This is a genomic window from Rhodoplanes elegans (genome assembly GCF_016653355.1).
Taxonomy (GTDB): Bacteria; Pseudomonadota; Alphaproteobacteria; order Rhizobiales; family Xanthobacteraceae; genus Rhodoplanes; species Rhodoplanes elegans.
Genome location: NZ_NHSK01000092.1, coordinates 1 through 18,253, shown reverse-complemented (window position 1 = coordinate 18,253; position 18,253 = coordinate 1). Strand labels below are relative to the sequence as shown.

At 71.1% G+C, this 18,253-nt stretch carries 14 protein-coding genes and 1 pseudogene; 4 read left to right on the top strand and 11 right to left on the bottom strand.

Annotated elements, in window-relative coordinates; all coding sequences use genetic code 11:
• Nucleotides 1–14 precede the first annotated feature (14 nt).
• Both treZ and CCR97_RS12325 read left to right on the top strand, forming a co-directional pair.
• Complete coding sequence (gene treZ / locus CCR97_RS12330) at nt 15–1,937, top strand: malto-oligosyltrehalose trehalohydrolase (protein WP_111358648.1); 1,923 nt, start codon at nt 15–17, stop codon at nt 1,935–1,937.
• An 82-nt stretch (nt 1,938–2,019) separates the two neighbouring features.
• Nucleotides 2,020–3,285 carry a Zn-dependent hydrolase gene (locus tag CCR97_RS12325; RefSeq protein WP_201159527.1) on the top strand — a complete coding sequence of 422 codons (1,266 nt, stop codon included), beginning with the start codon at nt 2,020–2,022 and terminating at the stop codon, nt 3,283–3,285.
• Nucleotides 3,286–3,309: 24 nt separating this feature from the next.
• Here CCR97_RS12325 and CCR97_RS12320 read toward each other — a convergent pair whose 3' ends face one another.
• The 3 genes from CCR97_RS12320 to CCR97_RS12310 form a co-directional block, all read right to left on the bottom strand.
• A complete protein-coding gene (locus CCR97_RS12320; RefSeq protein ID WP_201159526.1) occupies nt 3,310–4,845 on the bottom strand; it encodes an ADP-ribosylglycohydrolase family protein in 1,536 nt (511 codons plus the stop codon).
• Between the two features lie 244 nt (nt 4,846–5,089).
• Entirely contained in the window at nt 5,090–6,079 is a 990-nt protein-coding gene (locus CCR97_RS12315) for an SLAC1 anion channel family protein (RefSeq protein ID WP_170145885.1), read from the bottom strand.
• Between the two features lie 95 nt (nt 6,080–6,174).
• On the bottom strand, nt 6,175–6,534 hold the full coding sequence (locus CCR97_RS12310) for a hypothetical protein (RefSeq protein ID WP_111357848.1): 360 nt from the start codon (nt 6,532–6,534) through the stop codon (nt 6,175–6,177).
• A gap of 227 nt (nt 6,535–6,761) precedes the next feature.
• On the opposite strand from CCR97_RS12310, the gene CCR97_RS12305 reads away from it, so the two are divergent.
• The gene (locus CCR97_RS12305) at nt 6,762–7,106 is read left to right on the top strand and encodes an HU family DNA-binding protein (RefSeq protein ID WP_111357849.1); all 345 of its coding nucleotides are present in this window, start codon (nt 6,762–6,764) and stop codon (nt 7,104–7,106) included.
• Nucleotides 7,107–7,261: 155 nt separating this feature from the next.
• On the opposite strand, the gene CCR97_RS12300 is transcribed toward CCR97_RS12305, so the two are convergent.
• From CCR97_RS12300 to pstS (CCR97_RS12275), 6 genes are all read right to left on the bottom strand, one after another.
• Entirely contained in the window at nt 7,262–7,930 is a 669-nt protein-coding gene (locus tag CCR97_RS12300) for a hypothetical protein (RefSeq protein ID WP_111357850.1), read from the bottom strand.
• A gap of 79 nt (nt 7,931–8,009) precedes the next feature.
• On the bottom strand, nt 8,010–9,077 hold the full coding sequence (gene pstS / locus CCR97_RS12295; RefSeq protein WP_111357851.1) for a phosphate ABC transporter substrate-binding protein PstS: 1,068 nt from the start codon (nt 9,075–9,077) through the stop codon (nt 8,010–8,012).
• Nucleotides 9,078–9,096: 19 nt separating this feature from the next.
• Nucleotides 9,097–9,927, bottom strand: a complete 831-nt coding sequence (pstB, locus tag CCR97_RS12290; protein ID WP_111357852.1) for a phosphate ABC transporter ATP-binding protein PstB — start codon at nt 9,925–9,927, stop codon at nt 9,097–9,099.
• Nucleotides 9,928–9,936: 9 nt separating this feature from the next.
• Nucleotides 9,937–10,848: a phosphate ABC transporter permease PstA gene (gene pstA / locus CCR97_RS12285; RefSeq protein ID WP_111357853.1), complete on the bottom strand. Its 912-nt coding sequence runs from the start codon at nt 10,846–10,848 to the stop codon at nt 9,937–9,939.
• Nucleotides 10,845–11,822: a phosphate ABC transporter permease subunit PstC gene (gene pstC / locus CCR97_RS12280; RefSeq protein WP_111357854.1), complete on the bottom strand. Its 978-nt coding sequence runs from the start codon at nt 11,820–11,822 to the stop codon at nt 10,845–10,847. The genes pstA and pstC overlap by 4 nt, the downstream gene beginning before the upstream one ends.
• A 116-nt stretch (nt 11,823–11,938) precedes the next feature.
• The gene (gene pstS / locus CCR97_RS12275) at nt 11,939–12,982 is read right to left on the bottom strand and encodes a phosphate ABC transporter substrate-binding protein PstS (RefSeq protein WP_245428929.1); all 1,044 of its coding nucleotides are present in this window, start codon (nt 12,980–12,982) and stop codon (nt 11,939–11,941) included.
• A 580-nt stretch (nt 12,983–13,562) separates the two neighbouring features.
• On the opposite strand from pstS (CCR97_RS12275), the gene CCR97_RS12270 reads away from it, so the two are divergent.
• Nucleotides 13,563–14,774 (top strand): ABC transporter substrate-binding protein, encoded by a 1,212-nt coding sequence (locus CCR97_RS12270; RefSeq protein ID WP_111357855.1) that lies wholly within the window; start codon nt 13,563–13,565, stop codon nt 14,772–14,774.
• Between the two features lie 231 nt (nt 14,775–15,005).
• Here the strand turns inward: CCR97_RS12270 and CCR97_RS12265 are convergent, their stop codons facing one another.
• The gene (locus CCR97_RS12265) at nt 15,006–16,535 is read right to left on the bottom strand and encodes a 3-hydroxyacyl-CoA dehydrogenase (protein ID WP_201159525.1); all 1,530 of its coding nucleotides are present in this window, start codon (nt 16,533–16,535) and stop codon (nt 15,006–15,008) included.
• A 279-nt stretch (nt 16,536–16,814) separates the two neighbouring features.
• Nucleotides 16,815–18,253: pseudogene (locus tag CCR97_RS12260) on the bottom strand (hypothetical protein); the annotation flags it as partial.

Below are 18,253 nucleotides of genomic sequence, written 5' to 3'. Positions count from 1 at the left end.
CACGGACGGGTGCGATGACGGCTCCTCTCTTTTCTCCGGCACGGGGGACTGCCGCGGCCGCGTTGCGTGCCATGCCGATCGGCGCCGAGCCGCAGCCGGGCGGCGGCGTGCATTTTCGCGTGTGGGCGCCACTCCCCGAAGACATCGTCCTGGTGGTGGACGGGGCCGAGCATCCGCTCGCGGCCGAGGATGGCGGTTATCGCAGCGGCTTCATTCCCGATGCGAAGCCCGGCGCGCGTTACGGTTATCGGCTCGACGACAAGGCGACGCCGCTCCCGGACCCCGCCTCGCGCTGGCAGCCGGACGGACCGCATGGCTTGTCGTGCGTGGTCGATTCCTCGGCCTATCGGTGGCGCGACGGTGCGTGGACGGGTTTACGCGGCGGCGATCCGCATCTGATCACGGAGATTCACATCGGCACCTTCACGCCGGAGGGGACGTATGCGGCGGCGGCGCGAAAGCTGCCGCTCCTGAAGGAGGTCGGCATCACGGTGGTCGAGCTGATGCCGGTCGCCGAGTTCGCCGGTCGCTTCGGCTGGGGCTACGACGGCGTCGATCTGTTCGCGCCGACGCGGCTCTACGGCACGCCGGACGAGCTGCGTGCCTTCGTCGACACGGCGCACGGGCTCGGGCTCGGCGTCATCCTCGACGTCGTCTACAATCATTTCGGTCCGGACGGAAACTTTCTGCCCTGCTTCTCCAAGAGCTATCTGACTGACCGCTACGACAACGAGTGGGGCGACGCGATCAACTTCGACGGCGAGGGCGCCGCGCCGGTGCGCGAGCTCGTGCGCGAGAACGCCGCCTATTGGGTGCGCGAGTTCCATTTCGACGGGCTGCGGCTCGACGCCACCCAACAGATCTTCGACGCCTCGCCGATCAACATCGTCGCCGAGCTGACGGAGGCCGCGCGCGCCGCGGCTCCCGGGCGAAGCGTCTTCGTCGTCGCCGAGAACGAGCCGCAGGAGGCGCGCCTCGTGCGCCCCCGCGACAAGGGCGGCTACGGGCTCGACGGCGTCTGGCACGAGGATCTGCACCACACCGCGCATGTCGCGCTCACCGGCCGGGCCGAGGCGTATTATTCCGACTACACGGGTTCGGCGCGTGAGCTCCTGGCCTGCGTCAAGCACGGCTTCCTCTATCAGGGCCAGCGGTCGCGCTGGCAGAAGAAGCCGCGCGGCATGCCCTCGCTCGACCTGCCGGCGCACCAGCGCATCACGTTCCTGGAGAATCACGACCAGGTGGCGAACTCGGCCTGCGGGCGCCGGCTGGTGGAGCTTTCGGACGCAGCGCGACTGCGCGTGCTCACGGCGCTGCTGCTGCTCGGCCCCGGAACCCCGATGCTGTTCCAGGGGCAGGAGTTCTTCTCCTCGACGCCGTTCCTCTATTTCGCCGACCACAAGCCGGAGCTCGCCGATGCCGTGGAGAAGGGGCGGCGCGCGTTTCTGATGCAGTTCCCGAGTGTCGCCGCCATCGAGACGGCGAAGCCCGGAGCGCCCGAAACCGTCGAGCGATGCCGGCTCGACTGGAGCGAGCGCGAGTGCAACAGCGCCGCCGTCGCGCTGCATCGTGATCTGATCAGTCTCCGCCGCACCGACCCGGTGCTGTCCGGATATGCCCGCCTCGACGGTGCGGTGATCTCCGACGACGCCTTTCTGGTGCGGTTCTTCGGTGACGACCATGGCGCCGGCGCGGCCGAGCGGCTGCTGATCGTCAATGTCGGCCGCGAGGTCGCGCCGGCGATCTTCCCCGAGCCCTTGCTGGCGCCGCCCGAGGGTCACGACTGGCGCATGCTGTGGTCGAGCGAAGACGCCGCCTATGGGGGCGAGGGCGCCCGTTCGCCGCTCGCCGCGGACGGCACCTGGGTCTTTCCCGGCCGCACCGCGGTGCTGATGGAGGCCGTGCCGGCGACGGAGGCCGCGCCGCCCCAGGGTTGACGGGCGCGATGGTCGGAGACGCGTCGCCGCGGGTGGTGCAACCCGGGCCGCCGCGCTAAGCCTCGGGGCAAGGAGTACTCCGATGCCCGTCACGAATTCTCCCATCGACCAGGACCGCCTGTGGGCCGACCTGATGGCGCTCGGCGCCATCACGGATCCGGACAAGCCGTGGACCCGGCGGTCGTTCACGCCCCTTTTTCTCGACGGCCGCGACTGGCTGGCGCGGCGCTTCCGCGACGCCGGCCTGAGCGTTCGAATCGACGCCGCCGGCAACCTGATCGGCCGCCGCGAGGGCCGCGTCCCCGGCGCCAAGGCGATCACCATCGGCTCCCACTCGGACAGCGTGCCGAGCGGTGGCCGCTTCGACGGCCCGGCCGGCGTGCTGGCCGGGCTCGAGGTGGCGCGCGCGCTCGCCGATCGCGGCATCGTGCTCGACCATGCGTTCGAGGTGATCGACTTCCTGGCCGAGGAGCCGAGCGAGTACGGCCTCTCCTGCGTCGGCAGCCGTGGCATGGCCGGCGCCCTCGGCCCGAACGAGCTCGCCATGACCGGTCCGGGCGGCGAGACGCTCGGCGCCGCCATCGCCCGCGTCGGTGGCGCGCCGGAGCGCCTCGGCGAGGCGCTCCGCGACGACATCGCGGCCTATCTCGAGTTGCACATCGAGCAGGGCACGGTACTCGAATCGCAGAAGCTCGACGGCGGCATCGTCACGGCTATCGTCGGCATCACTCGCCTGGAGATCGTGTTCGCCGGCGAGGCCGCGCATGCCGGCACGGTCGGGATGCGCAGCCGGCGGGATGCCTCGCACGCCGCCGCGGCGGCCGTGCTGGCGGTGCGCGACGTGGCGACCGCGCTGCTCGACCGCGGCGAGGGCTACGTGGTCGCCACCACCGGCATCGTCACGGTGTCGCCGGGCGCCGCCAACGTGGTGCCGGGTGAGTCCCGCGTCGTCGTCGATGCGCGGGCCGAGACCACGGCGCTGTGCGGGCTGCTGGTCGCCGGCATCGAGAGCCGCATCCGGGCGATCGCGGCCGAGACCGGCGTGTCGGTGGCCCGCTTCGCGGTCCTGTCCAGCAACGACCCGAGCACCTGCGATCCGCACCTGCGACAGACGCTCGCCGAGAGCGCGGCGGCGCTCGGCGCCGGCACCACCGTGATGGCGTCGGGCGCCGGGCACGACGCCGCCTTCGTGTCGCGCATCGCGCCGGCCGCCATGCTGTTCATCCCGTGCCGCGACGGCCGCAGCCATTGCCCCGAGGAATGGAGCGAGCCCGGCGAGGTCGCCGCCGGCACGGCCGTGCTGTTCGAGGCGGTCACCCGCCTCGATCGCACGCTCGCGGCACCCTGACGCGGCCGGCGGCCCGAGGGCGGCTCAGGGCGTCTGGCCGCGGCGGACCTGGTCGAGGCGCGTGACGGTCGCCGAGGGGGCGGCGACCGCCGCCGCGCGGATCGACTGGTCGTGCAGGGCGCCGGCGCGGCGCTCGATCTCGTCGCGCCAGGCGAGCCGCGCCAGCCAGTCCTCCGGGATCGCGGCGACGCCGTACAACGCGCCGGCGAGCTGGCCGGCGACCGCGGCCGTGGTGTCGGCGTCGTAGCCGAGATTGGCGGCGGTCAGCACGGCGCTGCGGAAGTCGCCGGTGCGGGCGACGCTCCAGATCGCCGCCTCCAGCGTATGCGCGACATAGCCCGTGGACTTGATGGCGTGGCGGGTCTCGCCGCGCCACGAGCCGTTCATCACGGTCGCGATCGGGCCGACGAGCCCGTCGCCGCGCGGCCGGAACACGACCGAGGGCGGGGCGCCCGCGATGGCGTCGGCGAGCATCGCGGCGAACGCCGCGCAGGCGTCGAGCGTCTGCGGTGCGGCGTGGGTCACCTGGCTTTGCGTGCGCGCCGCCTCGGTGCGGGCCGGAGCGTCGTTCCACCAGCGGATCGCCACCGGCGAGAGGCGCATCAGGGAGCCGTTGCCGGCGATCTCGGGGGAGGTCGAGCCGGCGAGCGGGTCGCCGGTGCGCTGCCACGTCTCGATCGCCTCGCGGGTGGCGTTGCCGATGTCGAAGCAGACGCCCGTGCAGGAGTAGCGCCCGTCGCGGTACCAGGCCTCGAAGCGGCGCATGAGGTCGGTCGGGTCGACCCGGCCGCGCTCCAGGAGGCTGTCGGCGAGCGCCAGCGCCATGGCGGTGTCGTCGGTCCATTGGCCGGGCGTCAGCCGGAACGGGCCGCCGCCGACCATGTCGTCGATGCGCGGGCAGGTGTCGCGCACCTCGAACTCCAGCGCGGTGCCGACCGCATCGCCGACCGCGAGTCCGACCAGGGCGCCGATGGCACGGCCGCGGATCGCGTCGTCGAGGTCCGCCGGGCGGGCCTCCGGGATCGACCGCTGGGCGCGCACGAAGCGCTCCTGCTCGACCGTGGCGATCGCCCCCGGCCGCGCCCCGCGCACCGCCCGGATCGCCTCGTCGGCCGGGACGCCGAGCTCGATCATCAGCCGCGCCGCGATGGTGCCGGCCCGGCCGAGCCCGCCGCGGCCGTGGACGACGATGTCGAAGCCGCGCCGCAGAAGGCCGCGCAGGGTCTCGCCGACGCGGATCCAGTCGCGTTCGAAGCGGACGTCCGGGATCGACACGTCGGTGATCGGCAGGTGGAACCAGCTCATGTGCCGGGCCTCGGTCTCCGGCCCGAGCCGGGCGACGTCGAGGTCCTCCATCTCGCGCGGCTCGAGCAAGGTCACGACGGCGCTGGCGCCCCAGTCCCGGACCGTGTCGAGGTCAGCGGCGAGGTCGCGGAACCACTCGCCCGCGAGCACCTCGGCGTCCTTCTTGCCGGGGCAGAACGTGATGCCGATCCGGCCGAGGCCGGGGCCCGGCTGGACGGCGCCGATGAGCAACGGATGCGAGACGGAGGTCCGCATGGGCGATCTCCTGGCCTGTGACGCTGGGCGGGCTGGCACGAATGGGCCATGGAAGCCGACCGGACCGCCGGAATTATGAGCCAGCTCAAAAAGCGAGCCGAAATTCACACGTGTCGATGGTCGAATCGCACCGTCAGCGGGCCGACCTCGCGCCGACCGCAAAAAAGAGCGCCCGGCTCCGCATCGGGAGGCCGGGCGCCTGGGACCGCGGGCGCGGGCACTGAGCGGGGTGAAGCCGGATGCGTCAGTGCTCCGGCTGGCAGATGGCGCCGGCGGCGATCGCCCGCATGGTCGCCACCACCAGGATGGCGAGCACCACGGCGAGCACCGCATAGAGTGCGACGAAGAGGACGAGGGCCGGCGTGCCGCCGATGATCTCGGCGAACACCGAGGCGGCGCTCGCCAGCGCGGCGAGCGGAAACGAGTAGGCCCACCACGACAGGGCGAAGCGGATGCGGGCCATCTGGCCGATCTTGGTGGCGACCAGCAGGAACAGGCCGATCCCGGCATAGAAGAACAGCCGGGCGAAGCCGTCGAGGACGCCGCCGTCGAGCTTCGTGTAGGCGAGGAAGCCGACCGCCGGCGGCGCCACCAGGATCATCAGGGTCGGCAGCAGCCGGTCGGGCAGCGGGTTGTGGAAGATCAGCCGGTTGAACACCAGGGTGAGCAGCACGATCCAGAACATCACGCCGAACGAGAAGAAGAACCAGCTGATCTCGACATGGCCGAGCGGCACGCCGGCGAGCGGCACGATGATGTTGCCGACCGCCGGGATGAACCAGGCCGGGTTGAGGTGCGGCGGCTCGAACGGGCGGTGACCGATCCAGGTCGAGAGGATGACAAGGCTGAAGGTCAGATGCAGGGCGGCGCCCGCCGTCCACAGGACGCCGGCGACCGCGCGGTCGAGCGGCAGGGCGATGATCGACAGCAGCAGCAGCGAGATGCTGATGGTCGGAAAGAAGCTCAGCCGCACCGGATGACGCCACTCCGCGACCACGGCCTTGCGGTGGCGCACCAGCTTGGCGGCGTAGAAGGCGGCGACCGCGACGAACAGCCCGGCCGCGATGCCGCCGAGGACGAGGCTGGCGATCTGGCGGGTGCCGAGCAGCAGCTCCAGCCGGTGGGTGGCGATCGCCAGGCCCGCCGTGCCCATCACGGTGGCGAAGAAGCTGACGGGAAAGTGCTCGAGGCGGGGCGTCGCCTCGGGGACGGCATCGGCGGTGGTGTCGGTCATCGGGGTCCTCGTCGCCGGACGCGAAGCAAGAGCCGTACCTCGTCGTCCGATGATCGGCATACTGGCGGCAGGGCGGCCGCCCGTCTGTGACGATGTCACCGGGGCGGAAGCAGGCCGGCGTCGGGCTCGGGCACCAGGCGGAGCGCCATGTCGTCGATGAGGGCATCGCGGCGCGCCTCGACGGCGAGCAGCGCGTCGCGGCTCTGGCGCAAGGTGCCGGCGTTCGAGCCGTGCACGACGATGCCGCCGATCACCGCGGTGAGGCCGCCCAGGAGGGTCAACGGCTCGGCGGCCCACAGCCCGAGCACGGTTCCGGCGAGCAGGACGGCGCCGATCCCGATCGCGACTTGGGCGGCCAGCATGAACTTGCGGCAGCTCTCCGCGACCGCGGCGAGGCGCTCGATCTCGTCCTCCAGCCGCGCGATCTCGTCGGCGAACCGTCTCTCCTCGGGCACGCTCCACTCCTCGCACCGGGCCGGCGGCAGTCTAGCCTCGCCGCCGGCGGTGGGGCCAGAGCCGTGGCGGTTCCGCGGCAGGATGCCGGATTTGTGCACGGAATGGCCCGAAATCGGCGTCGAACCGGTGGAACACGCACGCTGGGCAGCACTTTGCTGATTTCCTGTGCGCACGAATCGGCTAGAGGGGCTGAGACGTGTAAGCACAGTGACGAGGAGCAAACTCGATGGCGAAAGCCGCTACGTCCAAGCCGGCCACGGCCAGCAAGCCGGCCGCGGCCACCAAGCCGGCCCAGGCGACCGTGACGCTCAAGCATCTCGCGGCGACGATCGCCGGCAATCACGAGCTCGCCAAGAAGCAGTCCGAGGCGATCCTGAGCGACATGATCGGCCTCGTCACCAAGCACCTGAAGAAGGGCGACCGCATCCGCATCAGCGGGCTCGGCATCCTCCAGGTGAAGAAGCGCGCCGCCCGCATGGGCCGCAACCCGGCCACCGGCGAGCAGATCAAGATCAAGGCGAGCAAGAAGATCGCTTTCCGGGCCGCCAAGGAGCTCAAGGACGCGATCTGATCGCGCCTCGCGCCTGACCACCGGTCTTCGCAAGGCCCGCCGTCGCGAGACGGCGGGCCTTCGCGTATGGGCTCTTCCTTCCCTTTCCCGCGAGGGAAGAGGGTTTTCTGGACGGACGCGCCTTGTCCGGGGCACGCCGCGGAGCGCCGGGATCGTCACACCGCGGCGCCGGGGCGGACGCCGGCACGCCGGAAGGCCGGGCAGGCGCTCTGCTCGAGGACCGCGGCAAAGCGGTTCTTCAGCCATGGCATCTCCAGGCGCAGCCGCAGCCCGGCTTTGCTGCGCGCCTTGAATACGCCCGACCAGTCGAGCAGCGCCTTGGCGTTGTCGAGCGTCAGCGCGATCGGCGGCAGGCCCTCGCGGGCCAGCACCCAGCTCATGATCAGTGTGCCGGTGCGGTGGTTGCCCTCGACGAACAGCTCGGGCGTGCTCAGCATCCGGATATAGACACCGGCAGCGCGCCGCCACGGCGTCTCGTGCGCGTGCAGCGCGTGCCACTCGACGATGTCGCGGATGCCGCCGTCGGCGCGCTCGTAGAAGCGCTGCTCGGTGGCGGCGAGGTGGCCGGCGGCGTCGGCCCGCACGACCGCATCGGTGCCGCACAGGACGAGCGCGTTGAGCTCCAGCCAGTCGCGCAGATGGCCGAAGGCGAACAGATCGACCTTGCGGTGGACGAGATCGTCGACCGCGGCGTAGCCGGCCATCATCCGGTCGATCCAGCCCTCGTCGGGGCTTTCGCGCAGATCCTGGAGGGAGAGGTTCAGGCGGACGAAGGCGTGTGCGACGACGCGCAGCGAGGCCTCGATCGCGGCGAGGTCGAGCACGACGCCGGTGTCCGGCGCAAAGGTCGCCGGACCGGCGAGATCCAGGATGTCCGGAATGGCTGGACGCTCCGGTTCGAGCCTAGTGCGAGACGGTGTCGAGTGCCTCGCGACCGAGCGAGACGATGTCGGCGGTCAGCGGAACATAGCCGAGCTCGCCCCCCAGACTCTGCCCCCGCGTCAGTCCCCAGGCGACGAAGTCGCGGGCCGCCCGGCCCTTGGCCGCGTCGCGCGGCGTGCGGTAGAGGAACAGCCAGCTGTAGGAGACGATCGGATAGGCGTTCGCCGCCGTCGGGTCGACCACCGAAGCCTCGAGCTCGCCCGCCTGGCCCGAGCGGGCGGAGAGCGCGAGTTGCGCCGCCTCGGCGGACGGCGCGACGAAGCTGCCGGACCGGTTCTGCAGCGTCGCGACCGGCAGGCCGAGCCGCCTTGCGAAGCCGTACTCGACATAGCCGATGGCGCCTTCGCTCATCTTGATGCGCGCGGCGACACCCTCGTTGCCGGCGGCCAGCATGGCACGGCCCGGCCACGCCACCATCTTGCCGGCGACGAGGCCGGCGCTTCGCCACGCCGGATCGGCGGCGGCGAGATGGCGCGTGAAGGCGGCCGTGGTGCCGCTCGAGTCGCGCCGCGCGATCAGCGCGATGTCGCGGGCCGGCAGCTTGAGGCCCGGATTGGCGGCCTTGATGCGGGGGTCGTCCCAGCGCGTGATGGTGCCGGCGAAGATCCCGACATAGACGTCGCGCGGCAGCTTCAGCGCGCCGCCGAGGCCCGGCTGGTTGTAGGCGACCACGATCATGCCGGCTGTGACCGGCACGGCGACGGCGCCGCCCGGCACCTTGACGGCGTCGGCGGCCGACAGCACCTCGTCGCTGGCGCCGAAGTCGACCGTGCCGGCGAGGAAGCGCTTGACGCCCTCGCCGGAGCCGACCGACTGGTAGGTCACGGCGACGCCGCGCTCCGCCTTGTAGGCGGCGATCCAGCGCTCGTAGAGCGGCGCCGGGAAGGTGGCGCCGGCGCCGGCGATCGCGAGGCCCGACGGACCGGCGACGCCGCCGGCCGGCTGCTGGGCGAGGCCGGCGACGGGGACGGCGATGACGCCGAGCACCGCGGCCGCGGTGGCGAGCACCGCGCGACGTGACGCATCCATGGAAGCCTCCTGCCGACGATCAGCTGAACTTGCCGCCGATATAGTCCTTGGTGAGCTGCTCGCGCGGGCTCTCGAACACCCGCGCCGTCTCGTCCATCTCGACGAGATAGCCGGTGCGGCCGCCCTTGGAGATGTCGACGGCGAAGAACGCCGTGATGTCGGCGACGCGGGTCGCCTGCTGCATGTTGTGGGTGACGAGCGCGATCGTGTAGTCCTTGCGCAGCTCCAGCATCAGCTCCTCGATGCGCCGCGTGGCGATCGGGTCGAGCGCCGAGCACGGCTCGTCCATCAGCAGCACGCTCGGCTCGGTCGCCACCGCGCGGGCGATGCACAGGCGCTGCTGCTGGCCGCCCGAGAGCGACAGGCCGCTCGCCTTGAGCTTGTCCTTCACCTCGTCCCACAGCGCGGCGCGGCGCAGCGCGTGCTCGACCCGCTCGGCGACGTCGCCCTTGAACTTGTTCAGCCGCAGGCCGAAGGCGACGTTGTCGAAGATGCTCATCGCGAACGGGTTCGGCTGCTGGAACACCATGCCGATGTAGCGGCGCACCACGACCGGATCGACCGCCTTGTCGTAGATGTCCTGGCCGAGGAAGTGGACGTTGCCCTCGAGCCGGAAGCCGTCGATCAGGTCGTTCATGCGGTTGAGGCTGCGCAACACCGTGCTCTTGCCGCAGCCCGACGGTCCGATGAAGCCGGTGATCTTGCCCTTCTGGATCGGCACGTGGCTGTCGCGGACCGCGAGGAACTGCCCGTACATGATCTTGCTGACACGGCAGTCGATGGCGATCTCGCTCGCCACGGCCGGTGCGGCGGAGGGACCCTGATCCCGGATGGCTTCCACGGCGCTCATGATCACCTCCTAGTACTTCGGCCGGCCGAGCAGGCGGCTGAGCACGTTGAACACCAGTACGATCAGCACGAGGACGAGCGACGCGGCCCAGGCGAGCTGGATCTGGTTCTCGAACGGCATGCTGGAGAAGTTGAAGATGAGGATCGACAGCGAGGCGGTCGGCTCGCTGACCCGGCCGAGCCAGTAGTTGCTGAACAGGGCCGTGAACAGGAGCGGCGCCGATTCACCGGAGACGCGCGCGACGCCGAGCATCACGCCGGTGGCGATGCCGGGCAGCGCGGTCGGCAGCACCACCTTCCAGATCATCTGGGTCCTGGTGCAGCCGATGCCGAGCGCCGCGTCCTTCATCTTGCGCGGGACCATCTTCATCGCCTCCTCGGCGGTGAGGATGACGGTCGGCAGCATCAGCAGCGACAGCGCGATGCCGCCGGCGAGCGCCGAATAGGTGCCCATGGCGAGCACCACGACGGCGTAGCAGAACACGCCGGCCAGGATCGAGGGGAAGCCGGTCAGCACCTTGGAGAGGAAGCGCGCGGTGCGGCCGAGGCGGTCGTCCGGGCCGAGCTCCGACAGGTAGACGGCGGCCAGCACGCCGAACGGGATGCTGATCGCGGCGGCGATGCCGACCATCACCACGGTGCCCAGGATGGCGTTGCCGAAGCCGCCGCCCATCTCGAAGCCGGCCGGTGGCAGCTCGGTGAACAGCTCGAGCGAGAGCCGCGAGCCGCCCTCGACGATCAGCATGTACAGGACCGAGAACAGCGGCACCGCGGCGAGGACGGCGATCGACCAGGCGCCCGCGGTGAGCAGGACGTTGGTGACGGCGCGACGTTCGGACCACGAATGGGCGAGGTCGGGCATCGAGGAGGTGCCGCCGGCGATCGGCGGGACGCTTCCGGAGGGGGCGGCGAGGTCGGTCATGCCTTACCCGAGATCTTTCGCTGCGTGAGAGTGAGCAGGCCGATGCCGGCGATGTTGACGACGAGCGTGATGGCGAGGAGGACGAGGGCCGCGTACATCAGCGCCTCGACCTCGACCGGGCCGGCCTCGGGGAAGTGCGAGGCGAGCAGGGCCGCGAGCGTCTCGGCCGGCGCGAACAGCGACAGGGTGAGCTGGTTGGAGTTGCCGATCAGCATGGCGAGCGCCATCGTCTCGCCGAGCGCCCGGCCGAAGCCCAGCACCATGGCCGAGAAGATGCCGCCGGCGGCGGTCGGCACCATCACCTTGAGGATCACCTCCCACTTGGTGGCGCCCATGCCGAAGGCGGCCTCCTTGGTGCGGTAGGGCACGGCGTTGAGCGCGTCCTGGGAGATCGCCGCGACGGTCGGCAGCACCATGATGGCGAGCACGATGGCGGCGGGCAGCAGGCCGGGGCCCGAGAGCGAGGTGCCGAAGAACGGGACGAAGCCGAGCGTCTCGTTGAGCCAGTTGGCGGCCGGGCGGATCGCCGGGATGACGACGAAGATGCCCCACAGGCCGAACACAACGCTCGGGATCGCGGCCAGCATCTCGACGACCAAGCGGAACAGGAAGGCGACGCGGGCCGGCAGGAAGCCCTGGGTGAGGAAGATCGCGACGGTCAGCCCGAAGAAGCCGCCGATCGCCAGCGCCAGCAGCGACGAGTAGAGCGTGCCCCAGATGGCGGGGAGGATGCCGAAGCGCTTCTCCTGCACGTTCCAGCTCGAGCCGGTGAGGAAGTCGATGTGATAGTCGCGGATCGCCGGCAGCGCCTGGCCGCCGATCTTCCACACGATGTAGGCGACCAGCACCAGGATCAGCGCGGCGGCGAGCCAGGCGAGCGACCGGAAGGCGCGGTCGACGATGTAATCGGGCCCCGACGGCGCCTGGGTCACGGCGCCGGGCGGGGCGGCGAGGGCGAAGGGATGGTTCGACATGCTCGGCGTCCGTACTGCTCGGCGTCCGGTGGTGCGGCGGAACCGATCGGGCTCTGAAACGCGGGCTCACGGCCGGCGGTCCGCCGGAATGCGGACCGCCGGGGCGCGGGCGGCGGCTACTGGATGTCCTTGGCGGCGGCCTTGATCTTCTCGACCACCGGGGCCGGCAGCGGGATGTAGCCCATGCTGTCGGCGATCGTCTGGCCCTTGGTCGCGGCGTAGTCGACCAGGTTGCGCAGGATCTCGGCCTTCTTCGGATCCTGCTTCTTGTAGAAGAGCAGCCAGGTGAAGGTGGCGATCGGGTAGGACTCGGCGCCCTCCGGATCCTCGATCCAGCCGCGCAGGTCGGGGCCGAGCTTGGCGGCCGCGAGCGTCGCGGCGCCCGACTTGTCGCTCGGCGCGACGTACTGGCCGGCCTTGTTCTGCAGGAGCGCCGCGTTGGTCTTGGTCAGCTTGGCGTAGCCGTACTCGATGTAGCCGATCGCGCCGGGCGTCTGCTTCACCGTGGCGGTGACGCCGTCGTTCTTCGGCGCGCCGACGATCTTGTCGCTCTTCGGCCACTCGACCGTGGTGCCGCTGCCGATCGCCTTGGCGAAGTCGGCGTCGATGGTCGCGAGGTGCTTGGTGAACACGAAGGTCGTGCCGCTCGAGTCCGAGCGCCGCACCACCGTGATCGGCAGGTCGGGCAGCTTCAGGTCGGGATTGGCGGCGACCAGCTTGGGGTCGTTCCACTTGGTGATCTTGCCGGAGAAGATCTGCGGGTAGACGTCGCGCGGCAGCTTCAGGCCGATCGGATTGCCGGGCAGATTGTAGGCCAGCACGATCTCGCCGGCCGTGATCGGGATCAGCACCACGCCACCGTCGACTTTGGCCATCTCGGCGTCGGTCATGGCCGCGTCGCTGGCGGCGAAGTCCACCGTCTTGTTGACGAAGTCCTGGATGCCGGCGCCCGAGCCCTTTGCCTGGTAGTCGACGATGACCTTGTTGTCCTTGCTGAACTGCTTGAACCAGGCCGAGTAGATCGGGAACGGGAAGCTTGCCCCCGAGCCGATCAAGCGCATCTCCTGCGCGGTCGCGACGCCCTGCGGACCGGGGACCGCGAGGCCGACCGCCACCAGGGCGGCGGCGAGAAGCGGCGCGCGAAACGAACGATGGATCACGACGATGTCCTTTGCTTCGACATGGGATTCGAGCAGCTCGGCGGATGTGCTCGGTGGGTGTGCTCGGTGGGTGTTTCGGGCGGGACCGGACGTCCTCGCGGGGTCGACAGGCCACGCACGGACCCCTCCTCGCACCGAGACGGCACATCAGACGACGGCACAGCAAACTTCTCCCCGCAGCGCCCATGAGCGGCTGCGACGGATCGTTTCGGCGGGCCGACCGGCCCGGGTCCGCGCCTGTCCGCGGCCCGGTTAATACGTACTTCACGATGCGTGACAGTGACGCGACAGCGGCATGACACGACCGCGCCGCGACGTCGGACGCGCGGCGCTTTTCCGGTCCGTCACGGGGACGTGAAGCACACAGCGTCGGCGGGGCGTCCGCGCTCCCGCGTGATCGGAAAGGGTACCGAGATGCCGCGGCTGCGGCCGCGGCGACGGGGATACGCTACGGTGCGGCTCGCGGATTCGGTCCGCGGCCGCGGATCCTCGACGCCGGCGCTCGTCCGGCGGGAGCACCGAACGACACACCGCCACCCCCGCGGGTGCAGAGCTTCACACGGGAGCCTCGACCTTGACGATGTCCAGTCCGTCCGCCCGCCGTCGGCCGGCCGCCCTCATCATCGCGACTGCCGCCGTCGTCGTGCTCGCGGCGCTCGCGGCCGTCGCGACGCGTGCCGGTGCCGCCGATCCTCCGATCCGCATCGGCGTGATCGCGTCCTATTCCGGTGCCTATGCGGATTACGGCCGGCAGTTCGATGCCGGCATGGCGCTGTGGTTGTCGGAGAACGGTGGCCGGCTCGCCGGGCGGTCGGTCGAGATCATCCGAAGGGATGCGCCGGGCGCCCAGCCCGAGCTCGCCAAGCGGCTCGCCCAGGAGCTTGTGGTGAGAGACAAGGTGCACGTGCTCGCCGGGCTCGACTTCAGCCCGAACGCCTTCGCGGTCGGCGCCGTCGCGCGCGAGGCCCGCGTCCCGGCGATCGTGATGAACGCGGCGTCGTCCGGCATCACCACCCAGTCACCCTTCGTCGCCCGCGTGTCCTTCACGGTCCGGCAGGTGTCCGACCCCATGGGGCGGTGGGCGGCGAAGAACGGCATCGCCCGCGCCTTCACGGTGGTCGCCGACTATGGCCCCGGCCACGACGCGGAGAGCGCCTTCGACAAGGCGTTCACGGCGGCGGGCGGCCGCGTGGTCGGCCGGCTGCGTGTCCCGCTCGCCAATCCGGACTTCTCGGCCTACGTCCAGCGCATCAAGGACGAGAAGCCGGAGGCCGTGTTCTTCTTCTTCCCGTCCGGCCCGATGCCCCGCGCGTTTCTCAAGGCCGCGAAGGAGCGCGGGTTGGAGGAGGCGGGCATAAGACTGATAGCGACCGGCGAGGCGACCGACGACAGCTATCTCGAGGCGACCGGCGACGTCGCGCTCGGTCTGATCACGTCGCACCACTATTCGTTCGCACACGAGTCGGCGAAGAACCGCGCCTTCGTCGACGGCATCGGGCGCATCGCCGGACCGGCGATGCGCCCGAGCTATTTTTCTGTCGCTGCGTACGACGGCATGCAGGCGCTCGCGCTGGCGCTGGAAAAGACCGGCGGCAGCCTCGACGGCGAGGCGGTGATGACCGCGTTGTCGGGGCTTTCCTTCGAGAGCCCGCGCGGCCCGATCACCATCGACGCCGCGACGCGCGACATCGTCCAGACCGTCTACATCCGCAAGACCGAGCGGGTGAACGGTGCGCTGGTCAATGTCGAGTTCGACCGGTTCGAGGCCGTGAAGGATCCGACGACGCCGTGATGGCGTCCCCGGGCATTCCGGGATGCGCGCGACAGCGCGCGAACCCGGAATTCAGCGGCGAGCTCCATATCCTTGGCTGGATTCCGGGTTCGACGCAGCGCGCCGCCCCGGAATGTCCAGGGCGCCCGGGCCGCATCCTTCGAGGCTCGCCTACGGCGAGCACCTCAGGATGACGGGTCGAGGTTTTGGGGCCGTTGGTATGTGCCTCCGAGCTGACTGTAAGCAGCGCCATCACGTCGCGTGAAATCGGCGCCCGGTGAGGGCATGGCGGCGCAGCAGCGGCGCCGTGCGGTAGCGGTCCTCGCCATAGGCGTGCGCGAGCGCGTCGATCACGGCGGCGACTCGGGCGGCGCCGAGCGCGTCGCACCAGGCGAGCGGCCCGCGCGGATAGGCGACGCCCTTGAGCATCGACAGATCGATGTCGGCGGCGCTGGCGACCTGCTGGTGCGCGGCATCGGCCGCCTCGTTGATCAGCATGGCGACGGTGCGCATCACGACGAGGCCGGGCGCGTCGTCGAGCACCGACACGCGCTTTCCGAGTGCCTGGAAGAAGCCGGCCGCCGCGGCGCACGCACCCGCCGGCGCCTGATCGGCCGCGGCGATGGCGATGCGCGTCGCCGCGCCGTAATCCAGGGCGAGGTCGAACAGACTCTCGGGCCCGCCTTCCGAGGCGAAGCGTTCGGTGGCGCTGCGTCCGTCGGTGAGCGCGAGCGCGACGCCGTCGATCCTGATCACGCCGTCGCCGTCGCGCGTCTCGACGGTGAGGCCGGCCGCCTGCGCCAGACCGGCGAGCGCCGCCGCCGGACCGAGATCGCCTTCGATGACCACGCGGCTCGGCCGCGGCCCGGCGGGCGCGTCGTCCACGACGGGCGGCGCCGCACCCTTGGCGTAGTCGTAGAAGCCGCGGCCGCTCTTGCGACCGAGCTGTCGCGAGTCGACCAGCTCCTTCTGCACCAGCGACGGCTTGTAGCGCGGATCCTGGAACAGCAGCTCCCACACGGTGCGGGTGACGGCGTAGTTCACGTCGTGGCCGATCAGATCCATCAGCTCGCACGGGCCCATGCGGAAGCCGCCGGTCTCGCGCAGGATGGCGTCGAGGGTCGCAGGCGACGCGGCGCCCTCGGCGATCAGCCGCAGCGTCTCGCCGTAGAACGGGCGGGCGACGCGGTTGACGATGAAGCCCGGGGTCGAGCGGCAATGCACCGGCGTCTTGCCCCAGGCGAGGCAGGTCGCGAAGGCCGTCGCCGCGACGGCCGGCGTCGTGACATGGCCGCTGACGATCTCGACCAGCGGCAGGATCGGCGCCGGGTTGAAGAAGTGGACGCCGAGGAAGCGCTCCGGCCGCTCCAGCACGGCGGCGAGCGCCGTCACCGACAGCGACGAGGTGTTGGTGGAGAGGATCGCATCGGGCGCGACGGCGGCCTCGATGCGGCGGAACAGATCACGCTTCACGCCGAAGTCTTCGACGATCGCCTCGATGACGAAGCCGGCCGGGCCGATGTCGTCGATGTTCGGCAGCGGCGCGATGCGGCCCAGCTGCGCGTCGCGCGCCTGTGCCGACAGCTTGCCCTTCTCGACCAGGCGGTCGAGGTCGCGGCGCAGCCCGTCGAGGCCGCGCTGGATCGCACCGGGCGCGGCGTCGTGCAGCAGCACCGGATGCCCCGCCCGCGCGGCGACGAGCGCGATGCCGCTCCCCATCGTCCCGGCCCCGATCACGGCGACCGGCACGCCGGAGGGCAGGGCGGCTCCAACCTGGTTCATCGTCTTCCTCCCCAATGTTCTGATTGGCTGCGCCCGGACGGCGAGCGATGTGCGCTGTTTATCAGGATCGGGCCGCTCTTGTCCTGCCGACCCGTTGTCCGCTCCGATGTCAGCGCCGGGCTCGACGCAGGGGTCGCCAAGTCAAGGTTCAAAGCCTCTCCTCGGTCGTGCTCCGAAGGCGGAGCACCCAGTACGCCGCGGCCTTTCGACTGAAACAACGAACGCCGGTGGATACTGGGCCGTCCGCCTGCGCGGACGACGACCACCGAGAGGCTGTGATCACCCGCCGTCGCCGAGGATCAGGCCGGGCGGCAGGGCCTCGCCGTAGAGGCTGGCGCGGTCGGCCTGCTGGACCGGCACGACCTCGCGCAGGCGCATCGTGCGGGCCGCCGGCACGCCGCTCTTCTCCAGCTTGCCGGCGATGCTTTCGCGCAACGATCGCGGCGGGTTCAGGCGCGGGTCGTCGACGGCGCGGGCGGCGCGCAGGAACAGGGTCTGCGCCTCCTCGAATTTCGGGCTCGCCCAGTCGAGCCGGCGCAGCGCGTCCCAGGTCGCCTCGACCAGATCGGGCGGCACCACGGTCTCGGGCCCGGCATGGAACGGCGTGCGGTTGAGCAGCAGGCCGAGCGCCGCGAGCCACGCGGCGCAATCCTTCTGCTCGGCGGCCAGCTCGACCACGGTCGTCAGCATCGCCTCGACGAGCGCCGCCTTCTGCTCCTGGCCGAGCCGCTCGAAGGCACCGGCCATGCGGATCAGCTCGGGCGGTGCCGACTTCGGCTCGAGCAGCCGGTTCTGCTCGGCGTCGAGCAGCGCCTCCTGCCGGGCGCGGTCGAGCCCACCGGCGAGCCGGCGCCACAGGATGTACTCCTGCAGCTTGCTGCGCTTGCCGGCGAAGCGCAGGCCGCCGCGCACGATCTGCCACAGGCGATCGATGCGGCTCGCATCCATGGTGACGCCGAAGCCGGGGCGCAGCAGGAAGCCGGCGAGGATCAGCCAGGCCTCCTCGTGATCGGCCGAGAGGGCGCGGGCGGCCTCGTGCTGCTCCAGCGTCGCCCACAGCTCGCGCAGCAGCACGCCGCTCCACTCGCCCTTCGGGCGGCCGAGCGCCTTTTCCAAGGCGTCGAGAATGCGCTGGGCGGACACCTTCTGCTTCTTGCCGGCCGGCTGGGCCAGCGTGCCGATGGCACACTTCGCCTCGGCGAGCTTCTCCGGCGCGACGCCGAGGGCAGGGGGGTCGTCCGCCGCGGAGGCGCTGCTCGCGGCGGCGGGCGGTGCCGGACCGGCTGCGCCGGGGGCCGGACGAAGATTGAACTCCAGCGGCCAGGTCTCGCGGATGCGCGGGTCGAGGCTGCGGCAGGCGACCTGCAGGAGCCCCAGCTCGTTGAGCCGCGCCTTGAGCGCCACCGGCACGGTCGCGCCCGCGTCGGCCGCGTTCGCGCGCTTCACGGTGGCGACCGTCTCCAGCGGCGGCAGCGTCTCGAAGTCCTCGGTCGGCGTGACGACGTCGCCGACCTCGCGGTCCTCCTCGCGCGTCGAGGTGTAGACCTGGAAGCGCACCGGCCGGTCGAGCCGCAGGCGCAGATCGAGATCGCCCACCTCGTAGCTGGCGTCGGTCGGGGCGCCGTGCGGCAGCACGCAGACCAGCGAGCGGCCGCCCGCGATGCCGTCGCCGCCGCGGCGATGCACTTCCAGGAACACGGCCCGGGCCGTGTTCCTGG